The 15,059-nt window shown below is 67.8% G+C and carries 12 protein-coding genes; 8 read left to right on the forward strand and 4 right to left on the reverse strand.

Annotated features, from left to right (window positions below):
• Positions 1-14: 14 nt before the first annotated feature.
• The 6 genes from F0U63_RS15135 to F0U63_RS15160 all read left to right on the forward strand — a co-directional run bounded on the left by F0U63_RS15135 (position 15) and on the right by F0U63_RS15160 (position 6,939).
• On the forward strand, positions 15-581 hold the full coding sequence (locus F0U63_RS15135) for a TetR/AcrR family transcriptional regulator (protein WP_395846616.1): 567 nt from the start codon (positions 15-17) through the stop codon (positions 579-581).
• Positions 582-643: 62 nt separating this feature from the next.
• Complete coding sequence (locus tag F0U63_RS15140) at positions 644-2,005, forward strand: alpha-amylase family glycosyl hydrolase (protein ID WP_395846617.1); 1,362 nt, start codon at positions 644-646, stop codon at positions 2,003-2,005.
• Between the two features lie 119 nt (positions 2,006-2,124).
• Positions 2,125-3,177 carry a hypothetical protein gene (locus F0U63_RS15145; RefSeq protein WP_395846618.1) on the forward strand — a complete coding sequence of 351 codons (1,053 nt, stop codon included), beginning with the start codon at positions 2,125-2,127 and terminating at the stop codon, positions 3,175-3,177.
• A gap of 218 nt (positions 3,178-3,395) precedes the next feature.
• Positions 3,396-4,262 (forward strand): response regulator, encoded by an 867-nt coding sequence (locus tag F0U63_RS15150; protein ID WP_395846619.1) that lies wholly within the window; start codon positions 3,396-3,398, stop codon positions 4,260-4,262.
• Positions 4,259-5,239, forward strand: coding sequence for a phosphate/phosphite/phosphonate ABC transporter substrate-binding protein (locus F0U63_RS15155; protein ID WP_395846620.1), 981 nt, complete (start codon positions 4,259-4,261; stop codon positions 5,237-5,239). Before F0U63_RS15150 ends, F0U63_RS15155 begins: the two co-directional genes overlap by 4 nt.
• A 17-nt stretch (positions 5,240-5,256) precedes the next feature.
• The gene (locus F0U63_RS15160; RefSeq protein WP_395846621.1) at positions 5,257-6,939 is read left to right on the forward strand and encodes a sensor histidine kinase; all 1,683 of its coding nucleotides are present in this window, start codon (positions 5,257-5,259) and stop codon (positions 6,937-6,939) included.
• Positions 6,940-7,002: 63 nt separating this feature from the next.
• On the opposite strand, the gene F0U63_RS15165 is transcribed toward F0U63_RS15160, so the two are convergent.
• Entirely contained in the window at positions 7,003-8,706 is a 1,704-nt protein-coding gene (locus F0U63_RS15165) for a phosphatidylinositol-specific phospholipase C (protein WP_395846622.1), read from the reverse strand.
• Positions 8,707-8,770: 64 nt separating this feature from the next.
• On the opposite strand from F0U63_RS15165, the gene F0U63_RS15170 reads away from it, so the two are divergent.
• Together F0U63_RS15170 and F0U63_RS15175 are read left to right on the forward strand one after the other, a co-directional pair.
• On the forward strand, positions 8,771-9,454 hold the full coding sequence (locus F0U63_RS15170; protein ID WP_395846623.1) for a hypothetical protein: 684 nt from the start codon (positions 8,771-8,773) through the stop codon (positions 9,452-9,454).
• A 105-nt stretch (positions 9,455-9,559) separates the two neighbouring features.
• On the forward strand, positions 9,560-10,228 hold the full coding sequence (locus F0U63_RS15175; protein ID WP_395846624.1) for an HAD-IA family hydrolase: 669 nt from the start codon (positions 9,560-9,562) through the stop codon (positions 10,226-10,228).
• A gap of 12 nt (positions 10,229-10,240) precedes the next feature.
• Here F0U63_RS15175 and F0U63_RS15180 read toward each other — a convergent pair whose 3' ends face one another.
• The 3 genes from F0U63_RS15180 to F0U63_RS15190 form a co-directional block, all read right to left on the reverse strand.
• On the reverse strand, positions 10,241-11,149 hold the full coding sequence (locus tag F0U63_RS15180; RefSeq protein ID WP_395846625.1) for a MaoC family dehydratase: 909 nt from the start codon (positions 11,147-11,149) through the stop codon (positions 10,241-10,243).
• Between the two features lie 63 nt (positions 11,150-11,212).
• The gene (locus F0U63_RS15185) at positions 11,213-11,863 is read right to left on the reverse strand and encodes a hypothetical protein (protein WP_395846626.1); all 651 of its coding nucleotides are present in this window, start codon (positions 11,861-11,863) and stop codon (positions 11,213-11,215) included.
• Between the two features lie 29 nt (positions 11,864-11,892).
• On the reverse strand, positions 11,893-15,018 hold the full coding sequence (locus F0U63_RS15190; protein ID WP_395846627.1) for a TonB-dependent receptor domain-containing protein: 3,126 nt from the start codon (positions 15,016-15,018) through the stop codon (positions 11,893-11,895).
• Between the last annotated feature and the right edge of the window lie 41 nt (positions 15,019-15,059).

Below are 15,059 nucleotides of genomic sequence, written 5' to 3' on the forward strand. Positions count from 1 at the left end.
GGTATATTGCGGTCATGGATACGCGAGGAGCCATCATCGACCATGCCGTGCGGCTCTTCGCGGCGAGAGGCTATGACGCCATCGGGGTGCAGGAAATCTGCGAGGCCGCGGGCGTCACCAAGCCGACGCTCTACCACCACTTTGGAAACAAGCGCGGGCTGTTCGAGGCGTTGATCCAGGAGCGGTGCCAGCCCTTCCTGGAGACGCTGCGCCGTGCGGCGGACTATGCCGGAGATCTGCCACGGTCGCTCCAGCAGGTGACCCTGGCCTATTTCGAGTTCGCCCGGCGCGAGCCCTCCCTCTATCGGCTCCTGCTGATGTTCTGGTTCATGCATCCCTCGGACGAGGCGTTCCAGCGGGTCGCCGAGTTCAACGAGAAGCAGCACCAGCTCCTGGTGGAGATGTTCCGGGAGGCGGAGAAGGGCCACGGCAACATGAGGGGGCGGAAGCAGGCCCATGCCGCGACGCTGCTCGGGACGATCAACACCTATATCGTCATGTCCCTCAACGGGCATGTCGAGTTGAACGAGCACCTGGCCCACCAGGCCATGCATCAGTTCTCACACGGTATCTACTCGTAGTCCGCCGTCCAATGACTCATCAACCATCCCTTCGCGTCGCCGCGGGGGACGAGGAGTGTTCCATGCCCGCATGGGTTCGTGATGCCGTGGTCTACCATCTCTATCCGCTCGGGATGTGCGGAGCGCCAGCGCGCAATGACTTCACCTCGCCACCCGAGGCCCGGCTGGCGCGGCTCCATGACTGGATCGAGCACCTGCGCGGACTGGGAATGAACGCGCTGTACCTGGGGCCCGTCTTCGAATCGAGCAGCCATGGGTACGATACCGCCGACTACTCGAAGGTGGACCGGCGCCTGGGAACCAACGCCGACCTGAGCCGGCTGGTCGCGGCCATGCGCGCCGCGGGCATCCGGGTCATCCTCGATGGTGTCTTCCACCACGTCGGCCGGGACTTCTGGGCGTTCCGTGACGTGCAGGTGCACGGAGAGCGGTCGCGGTACCGCGATTGGTTCTCGGGGCTCCAGTTCGGAAAGCGCAGCCCTTATGGCGACGCGTTCTCCTATGACGGCTGGAGCGGGCACTACAACCTCGTCAAGCTGAACCTCCAGAACGCCGAGGTCCGCGCGCACCTGTTCGGCGTGGTGGAGCAGTGGATCTCCGAGTTCGGCATCGAGGGGCTCCGGTTGGATGTCGCCGAGGTGATGGATGTCTCCTTCTTGAGGGACCTCGCGGCGTTCTGCCGCCGGCTGCGGCCTGACTTCTGGCTGTTGGGCGAGGCCATCCACGGGGATTACCGCCGCCTGGGCAATCCGGAAACGCTCGACTCCGTCACCAATTACGAGGCCTACAAGGGGCTGTACTCCAGCCTCAATGATCGCAACTACTTCGAGATCGCCTATTCCCTCCAGCGTCAGTTCGGTGAGGGCGGCATCTACCGCGAACTGCCGCTCTACAACTTCGTGGACAACCACGACGTGAACCGGATCGCGAGCACCCTGAAGGAACCGGCGCACCTCCTCCCGCTCCACCTGCTGCTCTTCACGATGCCGGGTGTTCCCTCCATCTATTACGGCAGCGAGTGGGGCCAGGAGGGGGTGAAGCAGGGCGGGGACGATTCTCCCCTGCGCCCCGCGCTCGTCTGGCCCGACGCCCTGCAACGCGCGCCTCGGCCTTCGTTGGTCCGCGAGGTGGCCCGGCTGGCGCGCATCCGCCATCAGACGCGGGCCCTGCGCCAGGGCGCCTACCAACAGCTCCTCGTGACCCACGAACAGTTCGCGTTCCTGCGCCGCTTCGAGTCCGAGCGCGTCGTCGTGGCGCTCAATGCCGCGGACGCTCCGGCGGCCATGCGTCTCGACACGGGCGCCCCCGAGGGGAGCACGTTCGTGGATCTGCTGGAGCCGGGCAGGCGCTTCACGAGCCGTGGCGGAAGACTCGAAATCGAGCAAGTCCCGCCGAGATGGGGGCGGATTCTCGCCTTGTCCTGAAAAGAGCGAATTGGAATCAATGGATGGCGTACACACGCAAGAGAGTGGCGCCTACGGAGAAGAACCGGACGGGCGGAATGATCTACAAGGGGAGTTCTCCAGACCCCGGGGGGCGTCCGATGCAGACGATGAAGAAGCGGCTGGGTGACATCCTGTTGGAGATGGGCGGAGTGGATGGGTTGCAGTTGCAGTCGGCCCTGGCCTACCAGCGCAAGTGGGGTGTTCCGCTGGGGCAGGTGGTGGTGGACCTGCGCTTCTGCTCGGCGGAGCAGGTGCTTCGGGCGCTGTCGCGCCAGGCGGGGCTGCCCGCGACGAATCTGGACGAGGAGCCGTTGGATCCGAAGCTGACGAAGCTGGTGCCGAGGCGCCTGGCGGAGCAGCACCGGGTGGTGCCGCTGCGGCTGGAGGGCCCGCGGGATGATTTGGTGGTGGCCATCGCCGCGCCCGCGAACCTTCATTCGCTGGACGCGGTGCGCAGCGTGACGCGCCGGGCGCGGGTGGTGCCCATGCTGGCCTCGGACTCGGCCATCGCGCGCGCCATCGAGCGGCTCTACCTGGAAGGAGAGGGGGCTCCCCGGCGAGCGGAGCAGGAGGCCATCCAGCTCCCCGAGGCCGAGGAGCACATGACGCTGCATCGGGACTGCATGGCCTCGATGGTGGAGGGTGGGGAGCTGGCCTTCTCGGAGCGCGCCATCCTCCTGCCGGACCTGGATCCCCGGCGCGAGGTGCTGGAGCTGCCCCTGTTCGAGCCGCTGGAGGTGGAGGAACTGGCGGAGTTCCTGGCCCTGAGCGAGGTGGTACTCCCCGAGGCGGTCGAGGATACGAGCGGTGTGCTCATCTACGGCTGGAGCGAGGAGGTAGCGGCCGGGCTGCTGCGCCTGTTGGATGAGGCGGGCTTCCAGGCGCGGGTGGTGGGCGAGGAGCGGCTCCTGTCGGCGGGCGACCATGCGGTGGTGCTCTCGCCGCTGCCGGCGCTGGAGGAACTGGAGCGCTTGCCCCGCTCCCAGTTGCTGGTTGCGGGCAAGGAGCCGGAGCGGGATGTGATGCGGGCCCAGGCCCTGGGCGCGCGGGGTTTCCTGGCGGCGCCGCTGGACACGGACCTGCTGCTGCGCGCGGTGAAGCGGCTGGCGAAGGCGGATGAAGTGCCCTCGCCGTCTCACGCGAGCTGCTGAGGGTCACGGGAGAGCAGGCGCTGGCGCCTGTCGCCTCGAAGAGCAGGTTGCCTCGCAAGCGGGGACGGTGGGGTCCTCACTGCACGGGGCAACCCTTTGCATTTCGACGGCACGGCCATAAGCTCACGGGTCCCCCTCCGGTCGTCATCCGTGTCGCGCCACGCGTCTCGCTGTTGGGACAGGGTTCACGGAGAACCGCGTGAGAAGTCGCCTGCCCCATGAGCCCCCACCCGCCCGAGAACAGGCGAATCCTCGTCGTTGATGACAATGAGGATATCCATGATGACTTCCGCCGGATCCTCGCGCCCCGCGAGGACTCCTCCGACCTGGACGAGCTGGAGGCAGCGCTCCTCGGCGGGACGGGCACGACGACACCCAGGCCGCCGACCTTCGAGCTGACGAGCGCCCACCAGGGCTCCGAGGCACTCGCGAAGGTCCAGAGGGCGCTGGCGGACGGCGTTCCCTACGCGCTCGCGTTCATCGACGTCCGGATGCCCCCGGGATGGGATGGGGTCGAGACGCTCGCGCGCATCTGGCAGGAGGACCCTCGTCTCCAGGCCGTCATCTGCTCGGCCTACTCGGACTACTCCTGGGAGGCCATGAGCACCCGCTTCGGCCGGACGGACCGCCTGCTCGTCCTCAAGAAGCCGTTCGATCCCGTCGAGGTCCGCCAGATGGCGAGCGCCTTGGTGGAAAAGTGGAACCACCTCGCGCGGTCCCCGGCGCCGACGTCCCTGGCTCTCCTCCCTCTCTCCGAGGACGTCGTCCTCCTGCCGCTCCTCGGCCAGGTGGATCCAGAGCGGCTGCGTCAGGTGCGGGAGGCGCTCGTGATGGGGCTGTCGAGCCGGCGCGCGCGGTTCGCCATTCTCGATGTGACGGGGGTGCCGGGCCTGGGCCCCGAACTCGCCGAGGGACTCCTCGGCGCCGCGCGGGCCGTGAGTCTGGCGGGCGCCGAGCTCGTCCTGACCGGTGCGCTGCCCGAGCTCGTGAGGGCCCTGGCGCTCCTCGGGGGCGAAATGGGTGGCGTGAGGACACATCCCACGCTGCAAAGCGGCGTCGCCTTCGCCCTGGAGAAGCCCCGATGAGTGTTTCCACGCGCGGCACCCTGCTGCTCCTCGGCCTCGCGGGTCTCCTCGCGATCGCTGGCGGTGCCCTCCTCGGGTGGCGAACCTCCATGCCGGAGACCACCGCCGTCATGGCCGCCGAGCGGTCTCCTTCCCCGAAGGAAAGCACCGGGACCGCCGGCATGACCATCCGGCTCGCCATGTCCGCCGCCTTCGTGTCCGAGTCGGGGATTGGCGTCTACTCGCGGCTCGCCGAGTACCTGACGCACAAGACCGGCGTCCAGACCGAGTTCATCAGTGGGCTGGCCTACGGGACCATCAACAGCATGCTCGAGGAGGGAACCGTGCACTGCGGTTTCATCTGCGGCCTGCCGTACGTGATGCTCCGCGACACCCCGAGGCCCGCGGCCCGGCTCATCGCCGCGCCCATCATGAAGTCCGCCCGGTATGGGGGGAAGCCCAAGTATTACTCGGACCTCATCGTCCGACAGGACAGCCCCTACCAGTCCATCCACGACCTCGCGGGCAAGACCTACGTCTACAACGATGAGATCTCCAATTCGGGCTACAACCTGCCCCGCTACCGGCTGCTCCAGCTGGGCCTGACGAAGGGGTTCTTCGGCAAGGTGCTCCGGTCCGGCTCCCACGAGGAGTCGATCCGCATGGTCGCCGAAGGTGAGGCGGATGCGAGCTTCGTCGACAGCCTCGTGCTGGATTTCGATCGGGAGAAGGGCTTCGGGCACGCCGCGAAGGTCCGGGTCCTCGAGAGTGTGGGCCCGGCCGGCATCTGCCCGATCGTCGCCTCGAACCGGATGCCGGAGGAGATCCGGGAGTCGCTCCAGCGCGCGCTGGTGACGATGCACGAGGACCCGGAAGGGCGGAAGATCCTCGATGAGGCACTGCTCGAGCGCTTCACCCTCGTGGACGATAGCAACTACGACGACATCCGCTCGATGCGGGAAGCCGCGGACAAGGCGGGCTTCACCCACATCCGATGAGCGCCGGAGGGACACGGATGGCGAACCAGACCCGGAGGCTGCTCTGGCCCATCGCGGGGATGGTGACGCTGGGCGTCGTCCTGCAGGTGTTCTCCCTGCTGGCCGTGGTGGAGAGTGACGCGATCGCGGACCAGAGCCGGCAGTACGTCGCGGTCGCGGCCGACCTGCGCACCACCGCCGAGCAGTTCGAGAACGCCACCTACCTCGCACTCGTCGGACTGGCGACGGCAGACTGGGATCTGCTGGTGCGGCAGCGGTCCACCGCCCAGGCGCTGGCCGGGCGCTTCGTGGCCGCGAACACGGCGATGCTCCAGGGAGGACAGGCGCGCACCGGTGACGTGATGGTGATGCTGCGGGGCGTCGAGGAGCCGGAGGTCCATGAGGCACTCAGCTCCGTGCGGGCGCTGTGGGAGGAGACGCACGCGGCTCACGTGCGTCTGCTCCGCTCCGACAACTACTCCCTCAAGAACAACCCCGAGGTGGAGCGCTTCCGCGCCGAGTCGTCGCGGTTGACCCGGGCACTTGGCGACGTCTCCGTGCTCCTGCAGCGTCGCGCGCAGATGGAGGAAAGTCGACTCGCCGCCGTCCATGGCCTCACCCCGATCGGCCTCTTCCTGCTGATGCTCGGGAGCGCCGCGTTCGTCATCTGGCGCATCCTCCTGCCGTTCGCGGCCTCGACGGAGGAGCTCGCACGCAGCGAGGCGGCGCTGCGGCTGGCCCGCGACGAGCTCGAGCAGCGGGTGGCCGAGCGCACGCGGGAGCTTGCACAGACCAACGAGGCCCTGCGCCACGCCCACGACGGGTTGGAGGTCCGCGTCAAGGAGCGTACGCAGGAGCTGAAGGACGCCCAGCGCCGCGCCGTGGAGCTGGCGCGCCAGGCGGGCATGGCCGAGCTCGCCACCAACGTGCTGCACAACGTGGGCAACGTCCTCAACAGCATCAACACCTCGGCCAGCATCCTGGACGAGCGGCTGCGGACGCTCCGCGTGCAACCGCTCGTCAAGGTCGCCGAGCTGCTCGAGTCGCACCGCGCCGACCTCGCGGTCTTCATGACGGAGGACGAGCGCGGACGGCGTCTGCCCGAGTACCTCGTCAAGCTTGGGCAGCACCTGTCCTCCACGCGCGACGAGCTGCTGGAGATGACGGCGGCGCTCCACCGCCATGTCGAGCACATCCGGATGATCGTCGAGCTCCAGCAGAGCTACGCCACGTCCTCGAGCATCGTGGAGGTGACCTCGCTGCAGGAGCTGGTCGAGGACGCGCTGCGCATCAACGCGGCGGCGCTCGGGCGGCATGGCGTCACGGTCGAGCGGCACTTCGACCCACTGCCGCACGTGATGGTCGACAAGCACAAGCTGTTGCAGATCATCCTGAACCTCATCAGCAACGCCAAGTACGCGGTGAATGACAATCCAGACGGCGAGCGGCGTCTCACGCTGAGGGTCGAGCGTCCCACGGAAGACCGCGTCCAGGTGCAGGTGCGGGACAACGGCATGGGCATCGCGCCGGAGCTGCTCACGAAGATCTTCCAGCATGGGTTCACCACGCGCAAGGACGGACACGGCTTCGGGCTCCACTCGTGTGCGATCGCCGCCCGCGCGCTGGGGGGCTCGCTGGTGGCCTACAGCGATGGCCCCAAGAAGGGGGCGACCTTCACGCTGGAGTTTCCCTACCGGCCCGAGGAGCAGGGCAGCGCATGAGAGAGATGGGGCCACCTGGGCGGCCCATCTCCTATCGCTATCGCGGCGGCTTCGGGCGGTGATTCAGTAACGCCAGATCTCCACCGAGGAGGCTCGATCATTCCAGCCCACGGCGGGCAGATCATCCCGGGTCTGGGGGACATACAGACCCGCGCCGGACCCGTTGTCGTTTTCCCAGAGGTTCGCGCGGTAGTTGCCGATGATCCGGACGGAGGAGGTCAGGTCATTGAACCCCTGGCTGCGCAGCTCCGAGACGGAGCCCGTCAGGTGGCGGAGATCCCCCAGATAGCCCGAGTGCTCGTACAGGTACACCCCCTGTTGGGGCGCATAGCCCCACACCGCGTAGGCATAGTCTCCCTGCCAGCGCATGTAGTGCGCTCCCCACGGCTCATAGGCCCAATTGTCGAAGCCTCCGGGAGCACGCTTGACCAGGACACTCCAGGACTGGAACGGGAAGCGCGCCCGGACCCGCTCGGCCAGTTGCACGGCCCGGTTCTCCGCTGAACCGCTCAAGCCGCCGAGCTGTCCGTCGACGTAGCTCTGCAGCAGGCTCGCGCTGACCGCACTGTCGCTCGACAAGGTATTGAAGGCCACGTGGCTGTAGCCGTTGACCCAGTCGGACTTCTGGTACAGCCCGTGGTGCTGCACGGTGTAGCCCCAGTTGTCGGAGCCGGAGGTGCCCGACACGATGATGTGCCAGGACATTCCCGGCAGCGTGTGGTTCAGGAAGGTCCTGGCCTCCAGGACCCGGTCACGCGCCTCGTCATCGCCCTCGCTGTGGAAGCCATGGGCGACGTTGTTGAAGACGGTCGCGAAGTCTCCGCCAATGGCCGCCGCGCTCGTGGCCAGGCGGAAGTTGTGGGCGATGATGGCGTCGATCAATCCCGCTCCCGGAAAGTCCATCATCAGCACGCCGGTGCGCTGCACGCCGGTGCCCATCAGGTAGTGGAGCGCGTCCTCGTTGACGCTGCCCGCGATGGCGCTGGGCGTTCCCCCGACGCCAGCGGCGCTCAGGAAGTTGACGTACAGGGTGTTGGGGTTACCGGTGCTCGCCGCCTCGAGGTGCGCGCGCACCAGGTTCCACTTCGTGTCGGTGTTGGTCTCTTCCCACGCGTCCTGCTTGTTGAGGCTGCCCCAGCCGATGCCGTGGTCTCCGCCGTCGAAGTCATCGAGAATGACAATCTTGCCCCGGACCTCGCCGAGCGTGGGGACGTGGGTGCCACGCCAGATATAGGGACTGTAGGCGGGCTGATCCCTGTACCACTCGAACGTCGCGGCGAAGGAGCGCGTCGTGTTCTCCTCGGTGTGCTCCTTCTTGACGCGCATCAGGAGGGTTTCGGTGGGGTTGTCCCGCAGGAACTGCACCGCCGTGCTCAACACCCCATCGAAGTTGGCCATGAGGTGGTACGAGCCGTGATGGATGGTGAAGCCATTGCCGATGTGGCGGGCACGGATGTCCAGGGCCCGGACGCCCGCGTCGAGCTGGGGCCGGAGCTCCATCCCCTGGGTGAGGATCCAGGCCCGCTCGATGGCGGTCACATACCATTCCGTCTCGTTGGCCATGGTGTCGTGCGTTCCCGGCAGAGAGAGCGCCGCGACGCTGGTGGAGGAGGGAATCCACCGCATCCAGTTGGGATGGCTGGTGGGCACGGAGCCCGAGTCGTTGAAATACCGCCCATGCGCGGCGGCGAAGGGCGCCGGAAGCAGCAACGCCAGGAAGAGGGCGCGTACGAGACACTGGACACGAGGAACTCGGTGTAACGGCATGGCTGCGTTCTCCACGGTAGAGTGAATACCCGGTAGGCCCAGGCGCTCACACGGAGAGTATGACATGACTGGACGCTCGAACCGCACGCACCTGCTGCTGTTGCTCCTGCTTCTGCCCGGGATCGCGGCCGCCCAGCGGCGTGTCACCGCGCCGGTGGATTTCGCCGTCGGTCCCGCGGCCTTCTTCTTCTTCGGCCCCGTGTTCGAGGATCAGCCCGTCCATACCGGGTTGAAACTCAACGTGGAGGCGGTGCTCGACCAGGAGTGGCTGAAGAAGAATCAAGCCCTCATTCCGCGCCAGTACCGCGCCCGTGCCCTGAAGTCGGGGGAGATCCGCTTCGCCCCGGCGATCACCGCCCTCATCCCGGATTCCCTCATCATCTCGCCGAAATACAAGAACACCGGCATCTACGGCGCCACCTGGAAGCCGCTGGGGGTGGGCTTCGCGCTCAGCCCCAGTCCCGTGCGCCTCTCCCTCGACGCGGGATTGCTCCTCACCTACGCCTATCTGTACTCGGACACCCTGGAGAACACCCACTTCCTCCGGCCGGGTCTTCAGCTCGGCGCGGACCTGGAGTTCCAGCTCAGCAAGGGCTTTCTCCTCAGCATCGGCTGGGCCTCGGCCCTCTATGTTCCTCAACGGCTGGGGAGCTTCCTCGACGTGGGGCCACTCGAGTCCTCCCTCTTCCACGTGGGGCAAGCGTATCTGCTGCTTCATTTCCGGGTTCCCGTCTCCACCCGGCTCTGAACCGGCGGTGGCTGGAGACCTGGAGGGACAATGCGCTACCGCGAACGGGTCCTCCGGCATACCGTGGGCGCCGGAGGACAGGGGCCGCCTCCTCGTGGAGTCCACATGCGCTTGCCGTCAGGGACCGTACTCACCGCCGAGGCACTGCTGTTCGACATGGATGGCACGATCGTCCGTTCCCAGATCGCCGCGGAGAAGGTCTGGAAGCAGTGGGCGGAACGTCAGGGGGTGGACTGGCCCACGCTGCTCGCGGACTTCCATGGCCGGCGCATGGAGGACACCATCCGCCGCCACGCACCCGCGGGCGTGGACGTGGCGCGCGAGTGCGCCTGGGTCCTGGAGCAGGAATTGATTGTGGACGATGGCGTCGTCCCGGTTCCCGGTGCGCCGGAGTTGTTGGCCGCGTTGCCTCCCGAGCGCTGGACGGTGGTGACGTCCGCCGCGCGCCGGCTGGCCGAACACCGCATGGCCGTCGCCGGGCTGCCGCGCCCGCGCCAGATGGTGGCGGGAGACGACATCCAACGCGGCAAGCCGGACCCCCAGGGCTATCTCCTGGGGTTGGAGGCGTTGGGTTGCGCGGCCTCCCGGGCGCTGGTGTTCGAGGATGCGATCGCGGGCATCTCCGCCGGGCGCGCCGCCGGGGCGCGCGTCATCGCGATCGCCGGCACGGAGACGCCCGAGCGGCTCGCGGAGGTGGACTGGCTCCAGGACCTGTCCGCCTTGCGCTACGAGGGGCAAGACGCGCGCGGCCAGCTCGTCCTGCGCGTGCACTGAGCCCCTTGGCGCTCACGGCGTGGGGGACTCGGCTCCTGGCCGCAGTTCGCCCAGGACATAGGGGGTGAGATCCTCCCCCCGCACGCGGTAGGCGGTTGCTCCCTCCGCCAGCGGCGCCGCCTGGAACACCGCGCGCGCGGGCAGCAGCAGGGGCCGGCGGAAATCCGAGGTCAGGGTCAACGCGGGCGCTTGCGCCACCTGGCCCAGCGCCGCCACGCCGCGGCCCACGGTCCACATGCCGTGGGCAATGGCTCGCGAGAAGCCGAAGGGACGGGCCGTGAGCGCGTGCAGGTGGATGGGATTGAAGTCCCCCGAGGCGAGCGCGTAACGCCGGCCGGTGTCCTCGCGCACCGTCCAGTGCTCGGTGCGGCTGGAGGCGAAGCGAGCCTCCTCCTCCGGATCCGGCGTGAACGGGGTCCGCGCGCCTCGCGTGCGCTCCGCCGCGCCTGGCAGCCGGCGCAGCATGGTGGTGACGGCGCTCCAGGCGAGCGTCCCGCCTTCCTCCACCCGGGTATGCAGCTCCAGCTCCCGCCCCTGCCGGACCTCGCGTTGGCCCTCCACCCAGACGTGCACGGAGAGCACCACGTCCTCCCGCAACCGGCGCCACTGCTGGATGCGGTTGCGCACGTGGATCATGCCGAGCAACCGGTAGGGAAACTCGGGGTGGTTGAGCACCGCGAGGTGCAGCGGCGTGACGAGCACCTGGGGATACGTCAGGGGAAGCAAGCCATCCGTCGGAAAGCCCGTCACCTCGCGGTAGCGCGCGAGGGCGCGGGGTTCCGCGCGCAGGTGTCGCATCCGCGCCTCGAGCCGGGGCACGTCGGCCGGACGCGCGGAGCGGGAGGAGAGGGCGGCACGCAGCAATTCCCTGGGCAGGGAGGGAAGGGCGTCGAATTCGAGGATGCGCGGAGTCTGGGACATGGGCTGTTCGTGGGGAGAGGCGGGACGCCACGAGGACGCCCCGTCTTCCCGAGCAGGTGACCGCTACTTCAACGACGGTGGCCGCTTCGCCGGCACGCAGCGAAGCAGGGTGGGGTGGCAGGTGACGGCGAAGTCGGGATTGATGCTGAGCTCGGTCTGGCAGACGCTGTCATCCGGCCCGCCGGTCTCATTCCCACACTCGACGTCTCCTGGCCACATGGCCCAGACCTCGTACTTCGCGGTGCAGCCGTTCTCGGTGCGCTCGAGGTCCGCCACCAGCTGCGTGCCCGGCGACTGGGCGGTGGCGAGGATCCGGACGTTGCTCCACTGGTAGGAGATGCTCGTGGCGGGCTCTTGCTCGGAGGCGGGTGCGTCCTTGCGCGCGACTGGCATCTCCGAGGCGGAGCAGAAGCCCTCGGGGTCGGACTGCTTCGCCAGCGTGCCGAGCGAATACGACGGCTGGGAGGAGTCGCGCTCGTTGAGGTCCACGAGTGACTGGGGGTTGATGGACAGCCGCTCGTCGCCGGTGCGGCTGGAGAACTTCTGGATGCCGAGCAGCTCTCCCGCGAGGACGGGGCAGAGGGTCGGCTCCTTCAGGGTGTAGACGGCGGACCAATTCAGGCTCTGCACCGGACATCCGATGGGAGGCTGGGAGGAGTCACAGGAGGACAGGAGCGCCACGGTCCCGGCCAGCCCGAGGATTCGTCGAGTCATGTGTGGGAAACCTTTCCTGGCCAGGACGGCTAGAAGGACAGCCGGGCGCCGAAGCGCACGGAACGCGGAGACTGGTAGGCCGTGGGCTTGCCGAAGTTCTTGTTGAGGCTCGTGTCGAGATCGAGCGGCTGGCCGTCGGGGCCCACCAGCTTCGTCGCCAGATCGGCCTTCTGACCGTTCTCGATGGGGAGCACGGCCCAGTACGTGTAGTTCTGGTCGTACGCGACGGGGGCCTGGAAGTTGAAGAGGTTGAAGACATCCACGCTGAACGACGCGGTGAGCTCGCGCGACAGCCGGTAGTTGAGTGCCAGGCGGCCGTCGACGCGGTGCGACCAGGGCAGGCGGCCCGCGGCGCCACGCGGCAGGATGAAGGACTCTCCCGCCTCGTAGCTCTCATGCGCGCCGAGATAGCTGTAGGGCGTGCCCGAGGACGTCCGGTAGGACGCGCCGAGGTTGAGGCTCAGGTCGGGCCGCAGGGCGAACTCCCGCGCGCCGAAGACCTTGAGCTGGTGGGTGCGGTCGGCGGGCAGCGGCCCGGAGCGGTTGGGCAGCAGCGAGACGAGGTCGAAGTCGGAGTTGATGTTGGGATCCAACTGGCCGGTGTCCGAGCGGAACAGTCCCTCGTAGTTGCCACGCAGGGAGGACCACGTGTAGCTGGCCTGGGCGAGCCACTGGTCGGCGAAGTTCTTCTGGAAGAAGAGCGTGACGGCGTCGTAGTCGCGCTGGGGCTTGTAGGGGGCGAAGTCGCGGGCGAATCCGAGCCCCGGGTTGCCAATGAAATAGGTGGCCCCGTTATCCCGGCTCATGTCCTCGATGGCGATGTTGAGGGTGCGCCGGGTATAGGTCGCGCCCACGCGCGCGTTGGGCAGGACCTCGTACTCGCCGCCCACCACGAACTCGTCGGTGGACGAGGGCTGGAGGGAGGGATCCACGATGGTGGTCCCCGCGCCCATGGTCTCCCACAGGCGGTTGGCGTCCAGCGAGTCCGTGAGGGGCAGCCGGGCCTCGTCGCTGTTGCAGCGGCCCTGCTGCTGCGCCAGATCCCGAGGGTCGCAGGAGGCGGAGTCCTTGTACGAGCGCACGCCGGGCTCACCCGGGAACGAGCGGTCCACGAGATCCAGCGGGACGCTTTCGTAATAACGGGCGTAGTTGGCGTAGACCTTGGATTTGCCGGACCGGGTGGGATCGATGATCACCCCCAGGCGTGGAGACCACTGGTTGGCCAGGACCATGGCCAGGTTGCCGCCGCCCATGAGGTACTGCGCGTCATAGCGCACGCCCACGTTGAGCGTGGCCACGTCGAACAGGTTCCAGCTGTCCTGGAGGAAGCCGCCGATGGACTGGGAGGCCGACACCCGGTGCTGGGACAGCTCGATGTCCTCCTCGTCCGGAGCGACCAGGTAGCCGAACTGGCGGTAGTCGTAGAAATACGATCCGTCATCCGCCTCGATGAGCACGGTCCTGCCGGTCAAGGCGCGCACATGGTCGTAGCGCATGAACTCCAGATCCACGCCGGCCTTGATGACGTGCTGCCCCGCGCCCTGGAGCAGCAGGGTGCCGATGAGCTTGCCCTGGTAGCGATCCAACCAGGCGTCGTCGATACGGCCGGGACCTCCCGTCAGGTAGTTGCTCACGGGACAGCGCGTGCCTCCAGGGGCCTCGGGCGCGAGACAGACGGAGGGATTCGGCAGGGTCTCGAACTCGGTGATGGAGTGCGGAGGGGTGTTGCGCTGCCACGTCGTATTGGCGATGCCCGCGTACCCGGCGGAGCTGCCCACGGCGGAGCCATCCGAGGGACGCAGAGCCCCCTCCTGGTGGTGCCAGCCGAGGGTGGCGTTGAAGAGCAGGCGCTTGTCCAGGAAGGACGAGGACCACTTGAGGCTCGTGTCCAGGGCGTTGGCGAGGCGTTGCGTGGCGAGGGCGCTCTGCTGCCCCGAGATGCGCTCCACTTCCGGCAGGCCCGTGCGCTCGCTGATGGCGAAGCGGCCCTCGCCGCCCGCGGACGAGGGCGTGCCCGTCACCGTCACGCTGACGTTGTGATCCTGGTTGAGCAGGTAGGTGAGCTTGCCGATGAACTGGAAGTTGCGCTGGTCCGCGAAGTAGTTCCGCTGGGTGCCCGGGATGCGCTCGGTCTGGATGAAGCCCCGATCGTCCACCTGGGGCTGGCCATTCACGTCCAGGACCTGGGCGTTGAGGTTGCGCTCCAATTGATAGCGGGTGAAGGAGGGCGCCACGCCAGCGAAGAACCAGAGCTTGTCCTCGAGGATGGGGCCGCCCAGCTCGAAGCCCACGTCCGCCAGGTTCCACAACGCCGCCCGGCCGGAGACGGTGCCCGCCTCCTGGAGGATTTCCGTGCCGCGCGAGGCCAGCGCGCCCGGCGTGATGTTGCCGAACACCGAGCCATGGAACTCATTGGAGCCCGACTTCGTCACCGCGTTGACCACGCCTCCCGTCGAGCGGCCGTACTCGGGCAGGTAGCCGCCGCTGATGACGTTCACCTCGCCCATGAACTCCACGCTCAGGGGGGCGCCGTTGATGCCGAAGCCGGGATCATTCACCGACACGCCATCGATGATGTACTGGTTCTCCGGAGAGGTGGCGCCGCCGATGGACACACCATAGGTGTCCGCGTTCGCCCCGGGGGCCAGCTCCGCCAGCGCCTCGAAGGAGCGCGAGGCGGCGCCCTTGCCGGTGGGCGAGACGACCGCGATGTTGCGCAGGAAGTCCGCGCTGACGTTCACCCCGGTGGCCGCCGAGCCGATGTCCACGGTGGGGGCCTGGGCCACCACGGTGATTTCTTCTCCAAACGCCTCGGGCAGCAGCTCCACGTTGACGCGGACCGAGTAGTCCAGGCGCAGGTTGATGCCCGCTCGCGACAGGGGCTTGTAGGCCTCCTTGTCGAAGCGCAGCGCGTACATTCCGGGCGGAAGCTGGGGAATGCGGTACTGGCCCTGGCTGTCGGTGACGACCGTCTGCTCTCCCTGGAGGTTGGGTGAGGTGGCCGTCACCACCACGTCCACGACGGGCTCGCGCGTGGCCGCGTCCGTCACCGTACCGAGGATCACCGAGGTTCCCTGCGCCAGGGCGCCACTACCCGCCAGGCACAGGGCGAGCGCGAGCAGGTCGGAGCGCCGAAGAATGCTTGTTCTTGTCATGGAGTGTGTCGTGCCCAGGGGGGCGGAAACCTTCACGCGGC

Origin of the sequence: Cystobacter fuscus (assembly GCF_044360685.1) — a bacterium.
In the GTDB taxonomy this organism is placed as follows: Bacteria; Myxococcota; Myxococcia; order Myxococcales; family Myxococcaceae; genus Cystobacter; species Cystobacter fuscus_C.

Coding starts and splice junctions, on each gene's coding strand:
- F0U63_RS15135 (WP_395846616.1), top strand. CDS start 15: ATGGATACGCGAGGAGCCATCATCGACCATGCCGTGCGGCTCTTCGCG.
- F0U63_RS15140 (WP_395846617.1), top strand. CDS start 644: ATGCCCGCATGGGTTCGTGATGCCGTGGTCTACCATCTCTATCCGCTC.
- F0U63_RS15145 (WP_395846618.1), top strand. CDS start 2,125: ATGCAGACGATGAAGAAGCGGCTGGGTGACATCCTGTTGGAGATGGGC.
- F0U63_RS15150 (WP_395846619.1), top strand. CDS start 3,396: ATGAGCCCCCACCCGCCCGAGAACAGGCGAATCCTCGTCGTTGATGAC.
- F0U63_RS15155 (WP_395846620.1), top strand. CDS start 4,259: ATGAGTGTTTCCACGCGCGGCACCCTGCTGCTCCTCGGCCTCGCGGGT.
- F0U63_RS15160 (WP_395846621.1), top strand. CDS start 5,257: ATGGCGAACCAGACCCGGAGGCTGCTCTGGCCCATCGCGGGGATGGTG.
- F0U63_RS15165 (WP_395846622.1), bottom strand. CDS start 8,706: ATGCCGTTACACCGAGTTCCTCGTGTCCAGTGTCTCGTACGCGCCCTC.
- F0U63_RS15170 (WP_395846623.1), top strand. CDS start 8,771: ATGACTGGACGCTCGAACCGCACGCACCTGCTGCTGTTGCTCCTGCTT.
- F0U63_RS15175 (WP_395846624.1), top strand. CDS start 9,560: ATGCGCTTGCCGTCAGGGACCGTACTCACCGCCGAGGCACTGCTGTTC.
- F0U63_RS15180 (WP_395846625.1), bottom strand. CDS start 11,149: ATGTCCCAGACTCCGCGCATCCTCGAATTCGACGCCCTTCCCTCCCTG.
- F0U63_RS15185 (WP_395846626.1), bottom strand. CDS start 11,863: ATGACTCGACGAATCCTCGGGCTGGCCGGGACCGTGGCGCTCCTGTCC.
- F0U63_RS15190 (WP_395846627.1), bottom strand. CDS start 15,018: ATGACAAGAACAAGCATTCTTCGGCGCTCCGACCTGCTCGCGCTCGCC.